15 protein-coding genes and 1 other annotated feature are annotated in these 16,844 nt (G+C 46.8%); of the genes, 5 read left to right on the plus strand and 10 right to left on the minus strand.

All coding sequences use genetic code 11. The features are described 5' to 3' along the window. Positions 1 to 59: 59 nt before the first annotated feature. Positions 60 to 782, minus strand: a complete 723-nt coding sequence (locus tag KNO68_RS06305; protein WP_214687021.1) for a metallophosphoesterase family protein — start codon at positions 780 to 782, stop codon at positions 60 to 62. Between the two features lie 10 nt (positions 783 to 792). Next, on the minus strand, positions 793 to 1,518 hold the full coding sequence (locus KNO68_RS06310; RefSeq protein ID WP_214683962.1) for an SDR family oxidoreductase: 726 nt from the start codon (positions 1,516 to 1,518) through the stop codon (positions 793 to 795). Between the two features lie 183 nt (positions 1,519 to 1,701). Here KNO68_RS06310 and KNO68_RS06315 point away from each other — a divergent pair, with 183 nt between their 5' ends. Then, entirely contained in the window at positions 1,702 to 2,139 is a 438-nt protein-coding gene (locus tag KNO68_RS06315; protein ID WP_215112227.1) for a universal stress protein, read from the plus strand. Between the two features lie 53 nt (positions 2,140 to 2,192). Here the strand turns inward: KNO68_RS06315 and KNO68_RS15025 are convergent, their stop codons facing one another. The 4 genes from KNO68_RS15025 to tpx all read right to left on the minus strand — a co-directional run bounded on the left by KNO68_RS15025 (position 2,193) and on the right by tpx (position 6,010). Then, positions 2,193 to 2,795, minus strand: a complete 603-nt coding sequence (locus tag KNO68_RS15025; RefSeq protein ID WP_031423131.1) for a 3D domain-containing protein — start codon at positions 2,793 to 2,795, stop codon at positions 2,193 to 2,195. 405 nt (positions 2,796 to 3,200) lie between these two features. Further along, the gene (locus tag KNO68_RS06325) at positions 3,201 to 4,412 is read right to left on the minus strand and encodes an acetate kinase (protein ID WP_215112228.1); all 1,212 of its coding nucleotides are present in this window, start codon (positions 4,410 to 4,412) and stop codon (positions 3,201 to 3,203) included. A gap of 119 nt (positions 4,413 to 4,531) precedes the next feature. Then, positions 4,532 to 5,425, minus strand: a complete 894-nt coding sequence (locus KNO68_RS06330; RefSeq protein ID WP_214687022.1) for a class I SAM-dependent methyltransferase — start codon at positions 5,423 to 5,425, stop codon at positions 4,532 to 4,534. A 96-nt stretch (positions 5,426 to 5,521) separates the two neighbouring features. Further along, on the minus strand, positions 5,522 to 6,010 hold the full coding sequence (tpx, locus tag KNO68_RS06335; RefSeq protein WP_074036494.1) for a thiol peroxidase: 489 nt from the start codon (positions 6,008 to 6,010) through the stop codon (positions 5,522 to 5,524). 149 nt (positions 6,011 to 6,159) lie between these two features. Here tpx and KNO68_RS06340 point away from each other — a divergent pair, with 149 nt between their 5' ends. Beyond that, positions 6,160 to 6,978 carry an NAD kinase gene (locus tag KNO68_RS06340; protein ID WP_078147942.1) on the plus strand — a complete coding sequence of 273 codons (819 nt, stop codon included), beginning with the start codon at positions 6,160 to 6,162 and terminating at the stop codon, positions 6,976 to 6,978. Positions 6,979 to 7,027: 49 nt separating this feature from the next. On the opposite strand, the gene KNO68_RS06345 is transcribed toward KNO68_RS06340, so the two are convergent. Together KNO68_RS06345 and ezrA are read right to left on the minus strand one after the other, a co-directional pair. After that, entirely contained in the window at positions 7,028 to 8,599 is a 1,572-nt protein-coding gene (locus tag KNO68_RS06345) for an amidohydrolase (RefSeq protein ID WP_214683960.1), read from the minus strand. A gap of 74 nt (positions 8,600 to 8,673) precedes the next feature. Next, positions 8,674 to 10,404, minus strand: coding sequence for a septation ring formation regulator EzrA (gene ezrA / locus KNO68_RS06350; protein WP_031423123.1), 1,731 nt, complete (start codon positions 10,402 to 10,404; stop codon positions 8,674 to 8,676). Positions 10,405 to 10,641: 237 nt separating this feature from the next. On the opposite strand from ezrA, the gene KNO68_RS06355 reads away from it, so the two are divergent. Both KNO68_RS06355 and rpsD read left to right on the plus strand, forming a co-directional pair. Then, positions 10,642 to 11,124 carry a GAF domain-containing protein gene (locus KNO68_RS06355; protein WP_078147200.1) on the plus strand — a complete coding sequence of 161 codons (483 nt, stop codon included), beginning with the start codon at positions 10,642 to 10,644 and terminating at the stop codon, positions 11,122 to 11,124. Positions 11,125 to 11,347: 223 nt separating this feature from the next. Continuing rightward, positions 11,348 to 11,947, plus strand: a complete 600-nt coding sequence (rpsD, locus tag KNO68_RS06360; RefSeq protein ID WP_031423120.1) for a 30S ribosomal protein S4 — start codon at positions 11,348 to 11,350, stop codon at positions 11,945 to 11,947. A gap of 35 nt (positions 11,948 to 11,982) precedes the next feature. Here the strand turns inward: rpsD and KNO68_RS06365 are convergent, their stop codons facing one another. After that, the gene (locus KNO68_RS06365; RefSeq protein ID WP_214683959.1) at positions 11,983 to 12,609 is read right to left on the minus strand and encodes a GTP pyrophosphokinase; all 627 of its coding nucleotides are present in this window, start codon (positions 12,607 to 12,609) and stop codon (positions 11,983 to 11,985) included. Between the two features lie 97 nt (positions 12,610 to 12,706). Next, entirely contained in the window at positions 12,707 to 13,954 is a 1,248-nt protein-coding gene (gene tyrS, locus KNO68_RS06370; protein ID WP_214687025.1) for a tyrosine--tRNA ligase, read from the minus strand. 47 nt (positions 13,955 to 14,001) lie between these two features. Next, positions 14,002 to 14,199, minus strand: a binding site (T-box leader). Between the two features lie 169 nt (positions 14,200 to 14,368). On the opposite strand from tyrS, the gene KNO68_RS06375 reads away from it, so the two are divergent. Beyond that, positions 14,369 to 16,828, plus strand: a complete 2,460-nt coding sequence (locus tag KNO68_RS06375; protein ID WP_214811289.1) for a transglycosylase domain-containing protein — start codon at positions 14,369 to 14,371, stop codon at positions 16,826 to 16,828. The last annotated feature ends 16 nt before the right edge of the window (positions 16,829 to 16,844 follow it).

The raw sequence follows: 16,844 nt of genomic DNA on the forward strand, positions 1-16,844 counted from the left end.
AAAAAGTGCGATCCATTACCAAGGATCGCACTTTTTACATATCTTACTTTTTATATACCTTAATAGAACAAACCCAGCATGACATCCCGTTGAGGTACGTCATAACGTTCCATCTTCTCTAAAAAGGTACGCTTGTCATATGGGACCGCCTTCAGTTCAAGGTCAATCCCCGTTTCTCCTTCAGATAATATGGCAAAGCGAGCCAAGTCATCTTTCGCCACCCCGAGCGCACCAGGATTGACGTAGCGTTTCCTGTCATCTTCAAACAAGTGGACGGGATGGTGATGTCCGAATAACACGATTTCTCCTTCATACGTCCCATATAATCGTTGCATATTTTCCAGCGTCGGTTCGAGAATCTCGTGAAACGGTTCCTCGACGATCGCGGCATGGCGTCGGTCGGTCGGGATATGATAATGAATACCGAACACCGTTTCGCCAGCCATTTCGACGGACATCGTTCGTGGAAGAGATTCGAGGACATCCGCATATCGAGTCTCCAATTGACGCGCGACCCACTCATGGTGGGGGCGCGTATGTGCATAACTTTCCGGATGACCGTATCCAGCCAAAAGGGAAAGGACGGCCTCATCATGATTCCCAGAAATCATATGCGCGCCCCGATCTAGCAATCGCTCCATGACCGCATTGGAGTCCGGTCCCATCGCAATCATGTCACCAAGTGACCAAATGACGTCGACCCGCTCTGTATCCATGACTTGGAGCGCAGCCTCTAACGCTTCGAGATTGCCATGAACGTCCGTGACCACTCCGATTTTCATCGTGTTCCCCTCACTTCCGATATTGATGGACGACGTTGACGCCGCCTGTCACATCGATGATGGCACCTGTGATCATGTCCGAGTCTTCTTGTAATAAGAACGAAATCAAACGCGCGATATCTTCTCCCGTCCCGTGTCGACCGACCGGAGTGCTTTCATCTACTTCCGCTTCCTCAATGCGCATCTCCTTTTGCGAGCCGACGATATTGCCCGGGTTGACCATGTTCGCCGTAATCCCGAACGGTGCCTCTTCCAATGCGACCGATTTTGTCAAACTGACGAGTCCCGTCTTTGCAGCGGCAAACGCAGAACGATGGATCCACCCAGGCGCCGTCCCACTTTCCGGAAATCCATACGAGATGATGCGTCCGAATCGATTCGAGCGCATGGAAGGAAGCGCACGACGCATTAACCAAAATGAGGCGGACAGGTTGCCCGTGAGTACTTCGTCCCACTCGTCGTCCGTCAATTCGACGAGCGGTTTCCGCTCAAAGATATATGGACCTGCATTTAAGATCAAGGCGTCCGGTTCACCAAACCGTTCGACCGCTTGCTCATAGGCCGAGAGCAGTTGTTCGCGGTCCGTCAATCCGGCCTCAATCATATGTATCCGCTCATGTTCCCAGTCGATTGGATTCCGTTGCAAAATGCTAACGTGCCAACCATCTTGTAACAGACGCTCCGTCACGACGCGTCCGATCCCTTTGGCACCAGATGTAATCAATACGTGTTTCATCGTCCTACCTCCTCCGCCTTATTTTACCCGTTCTTTCACACGAATTCCAAACTTGGACATGTCGTGAACACCGCCATGAAAAAATTCACTCATTTTCATGGCGAAAAAGCGTGAAAACCGAAAGAAGTGGTATACTATATATGTAAGCCGAACGTATATTTCGAGCGAAAGGTTGGGATTTACATGGCAATTGTATACAAACACATTTTATCTGCCGTTGACGGCTCTAAAGAGGCGGAACGTGCATTCGAAACAGCAATCGATGTCGCGATTCGTAACGAAGGGAAACTGTACGTCAGTCATGTGATTGATACGCGGACGTTTGCGACTGTAGAAGCGTACGATCGGACAATCACAGAGCGCGCCGAGACATATGCGAAAGAATTGCTTGAAGACTATGTCAATCGCGCGAAAGAGCGTGGCGTAAAAGAAGTCGAGACGGTGATCGAATACGGCTCACCGAAAGTGACGATTGCGAAAAAGATTGCGCCTAATCATGATATTGATCTTATTATTTGTGGCGCGACAGGTTTAAACGCTGTAGAACGTTTCTTTATCGGAAGCGTCTCTGAAAGCATCGTCCGTTATGCGAAATGTGACGTCCTCATCGTTCGTCAATAATCATCCATGCATAAGAAAGGGTCTTGCGCAATCGCAAGACCCTTTCTTATGCATTACAACACCTTGACCGTAACCGTTTTGCGACCGAATTGAATCGCCGCACTATGTGAATACATTAAGATGTCGATTTTATTTCCTTTGATGGCGCCGCCTGTATCAGCTGCCGTGTAGGTACCTAACAACTTGCTGCCTACGTATACTTGTACTTTTGTTCCGAGCGGAATGACGCGCGGGTCTACCGCGATGACATTGCGCTTTTGAGTACGAACGTTCCAACCAAGTGCTGTCTTACCTGAACATCCCTTGCAATACGGTGTATATGCCGATGCTTTCATCGTATATGTCTTAACGCTTGCTGGTTTGAGCGGTTTTGGAGCACTTACCGTACGTAAGTTCTTTGTAGGGACCCATCCGGCCTTCCCTTTATAGTTCACGCGAATCCAAGCACCTCGAGAACCTGTACGTTGAAGACGATCACTCGCTGTCATCTTCCCAATCACTCGTGCATTTGATTTCCCTTCTGCATAAACCATCTTCGAACCTGACTTTGTCGCAACATAAACTTTTTTAGTAGCTGCTTCCACTGGTGAAGTCGGTAGAGCAAATGCAAATACTGCGATGGCGAGAAGTAAGAGCGTCATGATTTTTTTCAACATACGTTTTTTCGTCCTCTCTTCGTCAATTTGTCTTCGATTCCGTGTCATCCTTTATCTAGGCGATTTGTCACTTCCAATGAATATTTCGTCCAGATAACTATATGACGAAACATCAGTCAGTGCCGTTACACTTCCTGTTCATTTGAGTGACACGAACATTACAAATCGATGTCAAAAGTAACGATTTATCGTGTTAGATTAGACATTTGAATCGAACGAGAGATATTTTTATAAATTTACATCCAATATATGGTTTATTCATGACGTAAACATTGCAAAACGATGTAAAACAAGCTCCGAATATTACAAAGAGGAAAACAATTGTCCTACTGTCCCTTCTTCACATTAGTCAAAAAGGCTTATAAAAAACCCACGTTACACGAAGTAACATGGGTTCGTTTCGTATTATGCGTGTGCTTCGACAAGTTTTGCAACGCGTACCGTGTCGCGCGCGATGACCAATTCTTCGTTCGTCGGGATGATGATGACTTTAACTGGTGAGTGCGGATAGTTGATAAACAACTCTTTTCCGCGAGCACCGTTGTTAAGTGAAGGATCCCAGTAGACACCCATGAATTCAAGACCGCGAAGGATGCGTTCACGGATGACGTCCGAGTTCTCTCCGACACCTGCAGTGAAGATGATGGCGTCGACACCATTCATTTCAGCCGCATATTGACCGATGTAACCGTGAATACGGTTCGAGAAGATTTTCAATGAAACTTCTGCACGATGGTTGCCTTCTGCAGCCGCTTGCTCGATGTCACGCAAGTCACTTGAGATACCAGAAAGTCCGTACACGCCAGACTCTTTGTTCATGACGTTCAAGACCTCTTCAGCAGACTTCCCTGTTTTTTGCATCAAGAACGGGATGAGGGCCGGGTCCAAAGAACCTGAGCGCGTTCCCATCGTGATTCCTTCGAGTGGTGTGAAGCCCATCGTTGTATCGATTGAGCGACCACCTGCTACTGCAGCGATCGATGCACCGCTACCGAGGTGACATGAAATCAAACGCAAGTCTTCTAGCGGACGACCGAGAAGTTCTGCCGCACGCTGTGTGACATACTTGTGGCTCGTTCCGTGGAAACCGTATTTACGTACACCATGTTCTGTATAGTATTCATAAGGAAGACTGTACAAGAAATTCTCTTCAGGCATTGACTGGTGGAACGCTGTATCGAATACCGCTACTTGTGGGACATTCGGCAAAATTGCCTGGAATGCGCGAATACCTGTCAAGTTTGGTGGGATGTGAAGTGGGCCGAGCTCGGTGAACGACTCGATGTTCTTCATGACTTCATCGTCAATGACGACCGAATCCGCATACAACTCTTTTCCGTGTAACACACGGTGACCTACGCCAGAAATCTCATCGAATGATTGGATGATATCCAATTCGATCAATTTCTCCAACGTCAATTCAACCGCTTCTTTGTGCGTGTGAAGTGGTGTGACCACGTTGAACTTCTGTCCTTCACCGTACTTGATTGTAAAAATCGCATCTTCTTTCCCTACACGCTCTATAAGTCCGACTGCGAGCAACTCTTCCGTTGGCATCTCGAGTAACTGGAACTTGAGCGATGAACTACCCGCATTGACTGCCATAATTTTCGTCATGTCATACACCTCTTACCTTTCGTTTTAAACGCATATCTTTATCTGTTCAATTTAAAACTGATAACTGTATCATAATGAAGATAATTGATTTTGCATACCTTTTTCAAGTATTTTGTCCATTAATTTTGAGTTGTTTTGAACCAATCATCAATCTGTTTCACAACATTCGCTACCGCTCTGACATCAGTGAATGACGGAAGTTCCACAAATAGCGCTTGTTTTGGCCGTGTGACGCCTTCTCCTACTTTTTGAAGGAGCAATAAGCTTTTCGCGTAACGTTCGTCTTTAAACATCGTCGTCGGAAGTTGAATGACCCCTTTCACAACAGCCTCACGGTCCATCCATTGTTTTAATTTCCCTTCGTCATCCTGTTCAAACAAATTGTTCGGGATGACAAATAATCCATGCCCACCTGGTTTCGTATGGCGAATCGCCTGTTCCATCAAGAGGAAATGCGAATAGGCATGTCCTTGTTCTCGTTTCATGTCGTATCCGGCTGCCACTTCATCATTTGGATAATAGCCGATCGGCAAGTCAGCAACGGAAAGGTCGCTCGGTTCAACAAACAGAGGAGCAAGGGCGTCTTGATGGAAGTAGGATACTGGTTCTCCTAACAAGTTACTAATGGAATAGGAAAGACGAAGCAACAGTTCATCCACTTCGACCGCTTGCGCTGTCGCATCTTTTAACTGAGAGAGAACGGCGTGCGTCAACGTACCTGTCCCACTACCTAAATCTAGAATCGTCGCGTTTTCCTTAAGTAGCTTCGAAGCTAGATAACCCATAAATAGGCTGACCGCATCCGGTGTCGGTTGATTGTTCGGGGGGAGTTGTGTCGTTTCTTCCAAGACGAGTAAACTCACTGCTTTACGGACATCGTCCATCTTCTCTTTTTCAATGTCAACATGGTCAAATACTTGGACGAGTGCCTCGATCGGTAATACATCCAGATCGTTGACCAGTTTCTTCGCTTCCTTCTTCCAATCACGATAGAGTTGTTCAAAACGTTCCATTTTCGTTCATCCTTTCCATACAAAACCGGCCCCCATGAGAGGACCGGTCGGTTCACGTACTAGTGTAAGCTATTTTAATCAATTTCGCCAAACGAATCAATTCGCTTGTTCGAACGCCTCAAGTGCCGCCGCGAAATCAACTTCATCTGTCATTTCATCCATATATTGTACATATTGGACGACGCCATTCGAATCGACGACGAATACAGAACGCGCAAGGAGACGCATTTCTTCAATTAAAACACCATATGCTTTTGCGAACGAAAGATCGCGGTGGTCCGAGAGGGTGACTACGTTATCTAAACCAGATGCAGAACACCAACGGCGCTGTGCGAACGGCAAATCGTTCGATACAGTCAAGACTGTACCACCGAGTGATGAGGCCTTTTCGTTGAACTCACGCGTTTGTGCATCACATACGCCTGTATCGATTGAAGGAATGACACTGATTAGTTTTTTCCCCGGATAGGTTGCTAACGTCACTTCTTCTAAAGCAGTCGTCAAGACGCGGAAATCAGGAGCTTGATCTCCTACCTTCACTGGATTTCCTTGTAATGTTACGTTGTTCCCTTTAAATGTTGGCATGTACTCATCCCCTTTGTTGTAGTTACTCGTTCATCATATCGATGAACTTGAGCCTTTGACAAACTTCCTGCTTTTGACTCTGTTTCAGTTTTCCCTATATCGGTAGGAAGAAACACGTTATAATAAAGAGGACACCATTGACAAAGGGGATGACTCAGATGAGAAACAACGTCTATTTGTACCATCGTAACGTCAACGAATTCACAAAAGAAGTGAAGAAACTGAGAGAAATCGGGGAAAAACACGGGTTCAACATCGTAAATCAACCGGAGGACGCGAACATCATCGCTGCAGTCGGCGGGGACGGGGCATTTTTACAGGCGGTTCGCTACACAGGCTTTCGTCAAGACGCCATCTACGTTGGCTTCGGTCGTGGATTGAACGAGTTTTATTGTGATTTCGACATACATAAACTCGATGAAGTCGACCGCCTCTTCTCGGACAACTCGATGCGAATCGAAGAAGGTCTCGAAGTCCGGAAGTATCCACTTCTTTCAGCATCGATCAACGAATCGACACCGCTCCTCTGTTTAAATGAGGCTTCGATTAAATCAAGTATTATCAAATCACTCGCCATCGAGGTCTATATCGACGATCTACATTTCGAAACATTCCGTGGGGACGGAATGGTTGTATCGACGCCGACGGGATCGACTGCTTATAACAAATCTCTCAGCGGTGCGGTCGTCGACCCACTCATCCCATGTATGCAAGTGAGTGAGATCGCTTCGGTCAACAACAATCGCTATCGCACACTCGGCTCATCCTTTATCGTTCATGATTCGCGTAAGTTGTCACTCCGCATCGTCGAAGACGGCAACGACTACCCGATTATTGGGATGGATAACGAGGCGCTGAGCTTGAAGTACACAGACCGAATCGATATCGAACTCTCGGACAAGGTCATCAAGACTGTCAAGCTTCGGACCAACTCGTTCTGGCATAAAGTGCAACGTTCATTCTTCTGATAAAGAAAAGGAGTGGTTCCATCCCTTTCGGGTGAAACCACTCCTCTTTTTATATCGTGGCTGTTTCTGCCTCGTACACCGGCTTCCCTTCGACAACAGTCATGACAAGACGGTTGTGCAGGATGTCTTCCCCACTCAATTTAAAGAAATCTTCGTCCCATACTGTGAAGTTGGCATTGTAACTTTGAACCAATAGCCCGTTTCTTCCGTGCGTCCCTGTAGCAACATGAGGCGAATACGTGAAGCTGCGAAGAGCTTCATACATCGATAGACGTTCACTCGGATTTAGCGTGCTCGACCCGTGAAACGATTGTCGCATCACCGCTCCAAACAATCCCTTTCGAACGTCAACAGATGAAATCGGCGCGTCACTTCCTCCTAACACCAATGCCCCTGTATCGAGTAAAGACTTGAATCGATAGACATCATGCACACGCTCATTGCCCAACCGCTCGAACAGCATGTCCATGTCATCCGATAAAAATACCGGCTGTGCATCAATCAAAACAGGCAATGATTTGATTCGGTTGATCAATGAGTCATTCAATAATGAGGCATGGATAATTCGATCTCGTGTCCCTTTTCTGGCAGGGTACTTCTCAAGCAGGCCGACAAATTGCTCGACCGCCGCATCACCGATCACATGCGCTGCCACATTCATACCGTATGTTCGTGCTTTTTTCACGAGTGCCTCGAGATGATCTGGTCGATGTACTTCAATTCCTCGTTGACTCCGATCATCCGCATACGGTGCAGATAACAGAGCGGTGCGTCCACCGAACGAACCGTCGACAAAGAGTTTCATCGCACCGAAGTCAAACCGCTTCCGACGCGTCATCGCATCTTGCTGGATGACACGATCCACCACCTGTTCGTGGACGAGAAGGTGTGCTTGAAACGGAAGTTCGTCCAGTACATCTTCGTACGCTTGAATCGTTTCGAGCGGATCTCCATGATAGAACAAGTCTTCCGTATGGGCACCAACGATTCCATGTGCGAATAATGAATCGATTGCCCGGCGAAGAGAAGCCGCATTTTTCTTACGGTTCCCACTCAATTCTTTATATAAGAGATCTAGTGCAGCATCATATAGGACGCCATTCAATTTACCTTCTTCACCTCGCCCAAGTTTTCCACCTTCGATCACCGTATGGTGGATCAGTCCAAGTCGTTCAAGTCCTTTCGAGTTCACGACGGCTACGTGACGACAGACACGCTTCAACACGACAGGACGGTCGTCAATCACTTCATCAATCATCTCGCGTGTCGGCATGTCACCGAGCAGACGATCATCAAACCCTTCTGCGACGATCCAATCGTCGTCCGACCCTCGTTGCTTCATCGTTTCAAGTAATTCTCGAAGATCCGTCGCTTCACTCGCATCGACACGGTCGAGCGCTTCGCCGTATCCGACAAGGTGAATGTGTGAATCGGTAAAGGCCGGATACACACTCTTCCCTTCCAAATTCACAATCTCTTCGATGCGACCGGCATATGTACGTCGGAGATGTCCCTCGTCCCCCATCTTCAAGACGCGTCCATGCTCAATAAACATGGCACGTTCCATCTCACCCGGTTTATTCAATGTGTAGATATTCCCGTTGACCCATAGTGTACCCATCTGACGATTCCTCCTTGATTGAAAAAAGATTGACGTCTACGTTTTTCCCGTTTCCGTCAATCTTCATGCATCGTTTATTTTTTTAGCAATTCCTGCTGTTCTAACCCTTTATCCACACGTTGACGAATTTCATTGGCTCCGTTCTCATCGAATCGACCGAGCACCCGCTCACCGATTTCGACCGCAGTGCCATACTCTCCATGCAAGAACTTGTTTTCCGCAAGCGTCAAGGCGATATGGACCTCGTTGTCACGGCGACGGAAGCGGTTTGCATATTGGAGCAACTGTTCCGCATACGTCACTTGACGAATCAGTGCATGGACACGGTCACGGAAGTTATCCATCATCTCTTCGACATCATGGCTAAGCCCGACGATATACGTCATGTTGAACGGTGCCTTGTCAAACTGTTCGTCTAACGACTGGACACCTTTTTGGAGCTGACGTAAGTCGTTTGACAAATCATTCGGAACAACCGGCATCGCACTTTTCGCTAACAGGCGACGATGCCCAGACAATTCTTTTTTCCACGTTTCTAACTTGTGACGGACCTCAAGCTCTTCTTTACGTAATGAATTCGTATCCTCAATGAAACGCTCATGCATGGCACTGAATTGGTCAAGTGACCGTTTCGCTTCCTGCACTTTGGATTTGATCATACTAAACGGTAACATTTGCGCGACGAGAGCTTGTTCAATATCAAGTACATTCGCCGTGAGAGTCGTTCGTTCACGTTCTAATTGTTCGAATTCTTCTCCGACGCGTGCATTGATTTCATAGTTGCTTACAAGTCGAGACATTTCCGTCTGTAAGTGATTCATGATTTCGGCAGATTGCAATTCGCGCTCTTGTATCGTCGCAAATTCTTTTTTCACGTATTGGCGGGCATCGACCTCTGTTCGGAATGCTTCGAATAATTGATCGATATCCGAGCTCAACTGTTGCATGTCCTCTTCAAAATGATCAAATTCCAAGCGTTCGATTCGAGCCATCAACTCTTCTCGACGATCTTCCGCTTGATCGATTTCTTCCATTAATCCTAGTGGTTCAAGCGCATACCCGTCCATTTGCATTTCTTTATGTCCAGCGCGGAGTTGTTGAAGTTGTTGTTTCAGTTCCACTTGAACCGTACGTACAAATTGCGGAATGATCCGAATCAGTTCACGGATGTGTCCTACTTGATTCGATAAGGCTTGTCCGGTTTCAAATGCTTCAGAAACTTGACCGACCTGCTTTAAGTTAATCATCTCACTGCGTTTCGCCTCGGCAGCGGCAATCTCTTGTTCCACCAATGCATAGGTTGGTCCGAACGCATGGTTTTGTGAATTTAATGTCTTGCGGAACTGATACAACTCTTTCTCATCCTGCTTCACAATGTCCATAAGCGAGGTGTGATGCGTCGTAAATTCATCCATCTCATCGAGCATGGCGTGTACCATCGTCTCGAGCTCTTCAATGAGTTGTTCAGTTGCATTCAAGTCAGCTTTGACTTTCATGAAACGATATTTATCCAAGTCTTCCTCAGCCCGGTATAACGCTTCATCGATTTGACCTGCATGTACACTGACTAACTCATCCCAAGATTGATGCCAACGATCAAACTTTTCTTTCGTTTCCCCTTCCATCGGCCACTGTTTGAATTTCTGGAGTTCGACGGGTATGCTCGCACTGAGCACACTTTGTTTCCTCATATCCAAGTCGTCAATTTTTTGGTAAAAATTCCTTCGAATGAGCATACTCCCCAACATGCCGCCTAATACGACGACGATGATTCCAATGATTAATCCATAAATTCCGTAATCCATCTTTGTCACAACCTCCAAGCCGCTTTCGTGGACTTATGTACCTTTATATAAAAAAAGAAGTATTTTATAAGAATAGATATACCTAATCATATTATAGAACCAACGATTTGCATAGGTTTTCCAATGGTTTCAGTGGAGATTGTTCATTTTTTCGGAACTTTCTAAGAAGACAAATCTGAAATTTGCGTGTACCATAATGCTAAATTCTAAAAACATGAAAGATGGAGGGGAATTCATATGTTCCAAACGACATCGTACTCAGGTGATTTGACAGCCGGTTACGACCTGTTAAACAAGCAACTCGCCGCATTATTAGAAGGCGAAACGAATACAGTGGCCAACCTCGCCAACGCCAGCGCATTACTCAACCAATTTTTAGATCGGATCAACTGGGTCGGATTCTATGTGACTGATTCTGAAGACAGTCTCATTCTAGGACCATTCCAGGGACTCCCGGCTTGCGTTCACATCACGTTCGGTAAAGGGGTTTGCGGAACTGCGGCAGCTACACAAGAAACACAGCTCGTGGCCGATGTTCATCAATTCCCTGGTCATATCGCATGTGATGCAGCTTCGAACTCTGAAATCGTCGTCCCTCTCGTACGTGACGGGAAAACGATTGGCGTGCTCGATATCGATAGCCCGGAGTTCGACCGTTTCTCAGAAATCGACCGTCAAGGACTCGAACGTTTTTGCGAAACACTTCTTCGCTATATTTGATTGACAAGAGATGGTATTCATCGTATACTCATCTTTGTGCATGAAATGACGATAGCAGTCACAGACAAACGTATCCACCTTTCGGGCCTCGACTTTTGTCGGAGGGGCATCTCGTAGCTTCGCTATCAAGTGAAGGTGCTTGCACCTAGAAAGGGGCGTTACTCGTCTTTGACACCGTTGTTCTTTTGTGCAAAATACATGAACAACAAGGAGGAGTCCAATCATGGCTCGTTACACAGGTCCAGCTTGGAAACTCTCGCGTCGCTTAGGCATCTCGCTTAGCGAAACGGGTAAAGAATTAGCAAAACGTCCTTACGCACCAGGTCAACACGGAAATGGTCGTAAGAAAATCTCAGAATACGGTCTTCAGCTTCAAGCGAAGCAAGCACTTCGTCACATGTACGGAGTGAACGAGAAGCAATTCCGCCGCATCTTCAACGATGCTGGTAAAATGCCAGGCATCCACGGTGAGAACTTCATGTTCTTGCTCGAATCACGCCTTGACAACCTCGTTTACCGTTTCGGCCTCGCTCGCACACGTCGTGGAGCACGCCAACTCGTCAACCACGGTCACATCACTGTTGATGGATCACGCGTTGACATCGCGTCTTACCGCGTAAAACCAGGTCAAGTCATCGCAGTTCGTGAAAAGTCGAAAAACGTAAAAGCAATCGCTGAAGCACTTGAAGTAGCACCAGCTACAAAAGACTTCGTATCGTTTGACGCTGAGAAACTCGAAGGTACATTCGTACGTCTCCCAGAACGCGCTGAACTCAACGACCAAATCAAAGAGCAACTCATCGTCGAGTACTACTCACGTTAATGCTTTTTATCCCCTTCTTCACGAAGGGGATTTTTTTATTTCTTCAAAATCTCTTGTCGAATGCGTCCCATTTGCGTATCGAGGGCATCCGCCATGAGTGACGCTTCAATCAGCTCTTCTTTCGATGAATCTGGTACTTCATGCTGATATTTATATTGAAGCTTATGTTCCGTCGCCGCCCAAAAATCCATAGCAAGTGTCCGAATCTGAATCTCGGCCGGCACCCAGATGATTCGTTCGGCCAAATAGACTTTCGTTTTCACGATGAGATGTAAGCTCCGATACCCGCTCGGTTTTGGGTATTTAATGTAATCTTTTATTTCGATGATATCTAAATCATCTCGCGCCTCTAGATGACGCAAAATCTCATATATGTCATCACGGAAGCTCGTGACAATCCGAATGCCCGCCACATCGTGCACATGCTCCCAAAGTGCCGAAACCTCTAAAGGTAAGTCTTTCCGTTTCATCTTGCGCACGATAGACGGCAATGTTTTCATTCTCGTCTTCACATGTTCAATCGGTGAATACCCGAGTCTCGTCTGCCAATCCAAGTCAATGATCCCGAGATCGCTCTCGAGTTCCGTGATCGCCATTTCATAATAACGAAAGTGTTCGCGCCATTGATGGAACTGGTCGCCGAAAAATTCTTCTATCTCCATCGTCATCCCTCCTTTCTCCTCATTTTAGCAAATCCGAACCGCACGTCATGTATAAAAAAAAGTCCATTCCTCAACAAATGAGGAACGGACAGGATGTTCATACGTGACGAATCACAAAGTATTTCTTCTTACCGCGGCGAATGATGGTGAATTCACCGAGCGTGTCTTCGCGAGTGACGACTTTATCAATTGCTTGTTCGCGTTCGCCGTTCAAGTAAATCGCGCCGTTCGTCACGTCTTCACGTGCCTGACGTTTCGATGGTGAGATGTTCGCCTCGACGAGGAGGTCTACAAGGTTGCGTTCACCGTCAAGTTCGAATTGCGGCATGCCTTTAAACGCATCTTCCATATCTTCCGGTTGAAGCGACGTCAAATCTCCGCTAAAGAACGCTTTCGTGATGCGCTCCGCTTGTTCAAGTCCTGCTTCACCGTGGACAAGCTTTGTCATCTCTTCTGCGAGTCGGCGCTGTGCCACGCGCTTTTCAGGCGCTTCTGTCACTTCGGCTGCAAGTGCCTCAATCTCTTCATGCGACATGAACGTGAAGTATTTGATGAACTTGATGACATCTGCATCGTCGACGTTGATCCAGAACTGGTAGAACTCATATGGCGACGTCTTATCCGCATCTAACCAAACTGCACCGCCCGCTGTCTTCCCGAACTTTTGTCCGTCCGACTTTGTGACGAGTGGCACGGTGAGACCGAACGCTTTTTCAGAGTGACCAAAGCGACGAATCAATTCAAGACCTGCCGTGATGTTCCCCCATTGATCACTTCCACCGACTTGAAGACGACATTTCTCTGTCTCGTATAGTTTCAAGAAGTCGTAAGATTGGAGCAACATGTAAGAGAACTCTGTATACGAGATCCCGTTCTCCATACGTGAATCGACAGAGTCTTTCGCAAGCATGTAACTGATTGGGAAGTGCTTCCCAATGTCGCGCAGGAAGTCGATGATTGACATCTCTTCCGTCCATTCGTAGTTGTTGCGAATCGTGATCGGGTTCTCCCCTTCAAGTGGAAGGAATCGGCTCAACTGATCCTTGATGCGATCGGAGAAGAGCTTGACCGTATCCAACGTGTTTAGTGAACGTTCATCCGAACGACCAGACGGGTCACCAATCATCCCTGTCGCCCCACCGACGAGCGCGATGACCTGATGGCCGGCCTGCTGGAAACGTTTTAGCGTCAAGATCGGGAGCAAGTGCCCGATGTGAAGCGAGTCCGCTGTCGGATCAAATCCCGTGTATAACGTCGTCGGTTGCTTGAGTTGTTCTTTTAATCCTTCTTCATCTGTCATTTGGTTGACAAGTCCTCGAAACTCTAAATCGTTTAATAGTTCCATTTGTTCCACTCCTTCGATTGACATAAAAAAACGTCCCTTCTCATATGAGAAGGGACGGAGATTCCGCGGTACCACCCTACTTGTCGCAATTTGCGACCGCTTGAGCGAGAGATAACGGTCTCGAACCGGCCCGAAGGCACGCTCTAAAAGTGTAATTCATCGATTGACATTGGCTAGTTCACAGCAACCACTAGCTTTCTGGACAAGAGGCCCGTCGACTACTTCGCTTTCTTCACAGCGTCATTATCTTGTTGACTATGCTATTCATTTTATAAGCATCGATTTCAACTTGTCAACTCTTACAATGAAACTTGCACGAGACTTCGGTTTCGAGGTAAGGTGTAGGTTGAATTGTGCTATAATCGAATATATTACTGTCTAAAATAGTTTTACACCATATTTAAGGAGGCTGTCATGCTGCAGAAGATTCGAGACTTATGGAATAATCCGACGTCATTGAAAGTACGTCGTTATGCCAATGTTATGTATGATGTGTCGTGGAACGTCCTACTCCTGACCATCATTTCTGTTGTACTCATCGGGTTTTTAGGTGCTGGAATTGGTGTCGGATATTTCGCGTCACTCGTCAAAGATATGCCGACCCCGGCTTATAAAACGATGACTGCGCAAATCAATACGTATACATCGACTTCCAATATTTACTTCGGAAGCGGGGAGCGCATCGGGAACTATACGACCGATGAGGTACGAATCCCGATTCCAGTAGAAAAAGTTTCTCCATACGTCGTCGATGCACTACTTGCGACGGAAGATGTCGAATTCTATGAGCACGATGGCGTCGTTCCAAAAGCGACGTTGCGCGCTATTTTACAAGAAGCAACAGGATCTGAAGATCGCACGGGTGGTTCAACGTTGACGCAACAATTGATTAAAAACCAAATGTTGACGAACGAAGTATCTTTCGAACGGAAAGCAAAAGAAATATTACTCGCCCTTCGTCTAGAGAAAGCGATGGACAAAGATGAAATTTTAAACGCCTATCTGAACGTTGTCTCATTCGGACGTAACTCGATGGGACGTAACATTTCAGGGATTGAGGCCGCCGCTCGCGGTGTGTTCAATACTTCGGCAGAGAAATTGACACTTCCACAAGCCGCTTTCCTTGCCGGTATCCCAAAAAACCCATTCTTCTACACACCTTACTATCAAGGTGGCGTCATCAAAGAGGACGTATCGGGTGCGGTTAACCGAATGAAAACGGTATTGAACCGCATGTACGTTGCAGGAAAGATCACGAAAGAAGAATATGATGCCGCTTATAACTACGACATCACGCAAGACTTCATGCAGACTCAGACGAAGCCTCGCGACAAATATCCGTACGTGGTAGACGAAGCAGAACTTCAAGCACGCCAAATCGTAACGGATTATCTATTGGAGCAAGATGGGATTGAAATCAATGAGTTGAGCTCGGAGGAACAGGACTCTGTCCGTTCGACTTATGCGAAGCGTGCTCATAACATGTTGCGTCAAGGTGGGTTCAACATCCGTTTGACATTGGATAAAGAAATTCACGAAGCGATGCAACAACCGGCTAAAAACGCTGGCAACTTCGGACCGAATCAAACGATTAAAGATGAGAACCGCACACTTCCTGAACAAACGTCTTCTGTCATGATTGAGAATAAGACCGGGAAAGTACTCGGATTCGTCGGGGGCCGCTATATCAACGGCAAGACCGACGATTTGAACCGCGCCTTCTGGGCAGAACGTCAAATCGGGTCGACTGCAAAACCGATTCTTGTCTATTCAAATGCGATTGAAGCTGGCATGATTACGCCTGCCACTCAAATCATCGACGAAGAGTATTTTTATAAGTTCACGGGTCCGGGACAACCGAAGAAACAGGTTCAAAACGAAGGGAAAACGTATCGCGGTGCTGTCACAGTACGCGATGCGCTCAAGCTCTCCTTGAACGTCCCGGCTGTTAAGATTTATGAAGAACGTAACCAAAAACCTGCTGATACGCAGAAATTAGTCGACATGGGGATTCCGGTATCTGAAGGAAACCGTTATGCTTCAGCGATGGCACTCGGTACCGGGGAAGTCAAGCCAATCGATTTGGCCGCCTCTTATGCGATGCTAGCAAATTACGGTGAACACGTGGAACCGTACTTCATCCAAGAAATCGAATATCAAGGTGAAGTCATTTACGAAGCGAAGCCGAAGAAAACGCGTATTTTCACAGAACGTACCTCTTATCTCGTAGTGGACATGCTCCGTGACGTCTACACGTCAGGTACTGCGACATATGCACAATCATTGCTCAGCGTTCCTGGCGATTGGATGGGTAAAACCGGTACAACGAACGATCAACGTGATTCGTACTTGGTCGGGTCGAACCCGAACGTTACACTCGCAGTTTGGTCAGGTTATGATTCACAACGCCTTTCAATGCTAGATGGTTGGGATTATGGACGTTACTATCAACGGACACAGCGCATCTGGTCGCAAACGATGAATCGTGTCTATGCGGATGACCCAGAAGCTCTAGGTGTCAGCGCCCGCTTCTCACAACCTTCAACCGTCACTTCGAAAGACTTCCAAGACTCAGGTTCGTTCTCTGAGAAGAAGAAAGTAGAAGAGAAAGAAAAAGAAGAGGAAGAGAAGAAGAAAGAAGAAGAGGCCAAGAAAGAGGCCGAAGAAGCAAAGAAAGAAGCTGAGGAGAAGAAACAAGAGGCTGCTGCCGATGCTGCCGCTAAGAAAAAAGCTGAAGAAGAAGCTAAACAAAAAGCAGACGCCGAGGCAAAGAAAAAAGCTGAGGAAGAAGCGAAGAAGAAAGCTGAAGAAGATGCTGAAGAAGCCGAACAACAGGCTGAAGAAGAGGCTGATGCTGATGCTAACGGTGAATAAACAAAGGGTCGACACA

The sequence above is a fragment of the Exiguobacterium sp. s75 genome, assembly GCF_018617145.1.
Classification (GTDB): Bacteria; Bacillota; Bacilli; order Exiguobacteriales; family Exiguobacteriaceae; genus Exiguobacterium; species Exiguobacterium profundum.

Bases quoted from the DNA above. Each gene is read 5' to 3' on its own strand.
- tyrS (WP_214687025.1), bottom strand. From the start codon at position 13,954: ATGGAACTATTAAACGATTTAGAGTTTCGAGGACTTGTCAACCAAATG.
- KNO68_RS06355 (WP_078147200.1), top strand. From the start codon at position 10,642: ATGTTCCAAACGACATCGTACTCAGGTGATTTGACAGCCGGTTACGAC.
- ezrA (WP_031423123.1), bottom strand. From the start codon at position 10,404: ATGGATTACGGAATTTATGGATTAATCATTGGAATCATCGTCGTCGTA.
- KNO68_RS06330 (WP_214687022.1), bottom strand. From the start codon at position 5,425: ATGGAACGTTTTGAACAACTCTATCGTGATTGGAAGAAGGAAGCGAAG.
- KNO68_RS06375 (WP_214811289.1), top strand. From the start codon at position 14,369: ATGCTGCAGAAGATTCGAGACTTATGGAATAATCCGACGTCATTGAAA.
- KNO68_RS06345 (WP_214683960.1), bottom strand. From the start codon at position 8,599: ATGGGTACACTATGGGTCAACGGGAATATCTACACATTGAATAAACCG.
- KNO68_RS06340 (WP_078147942.1), top strand. From the start codon at position 6,160: ATGACTCAGATGAGAAACAACGTCTATTTGTACCATCGTAACGTCAAC.
- KNO68_RS06315 (WP_215112227.1), top strand. From the start codon at position 1,702: ATGGCAATTGTATACAAACACATTTTATCTGCCGTTGACGGCTCTAAA.
- KNO68_RS06325 (WP_215112228.1), bottom strand. From the start codon at position 4,412: ATGACGAAAATTATGGCAGTCAATGCGGGTAGTTCATCGCTCAAGTTC.
- tpx (WP_074036494.1), bottom strand. From the start codon at position 6,010: ATGCCAACATTTAAAGGGAACAACGTAACATTACAAGGAAATCCAGTG.
- KNO68_RS06365 (WP_214683959.1), bottom strand. From the start codon at position 12,609: ATGGAGATAGAAGAATTTTTCGGCGACCAGTTCCATCAATGGCGCGAA.
- KNO68_RS06310 (WP_214683962.1), bottom strand. From the start codon at position 1,518: ATGAAACACGTATTGATTACATCTGGTGCCAAAGGGATCGGACGCGTC.
- KNO68_RS06305 (WP_214687021.1), bottom strand. From the start codon at position 782: ATGAAAATCGGAGTGGTCACGGACGTTCATGGCAATCTCGAAGCGTTA.
- KNO68_RS15025 (WP_031423131.1), bottom strand. From the start codon at position 2,795: ATGTTGAAAAAAATCATGACGCTCTTACTTCTCGCCATCGCAGTATTT.
- rpsD (WP_031423120.1), top strand. From the start codon at position 11,348: ATGGCTCGTTACACAGGTCCAGCTTGGAAACTCTCGCGTCGCTTAGGC.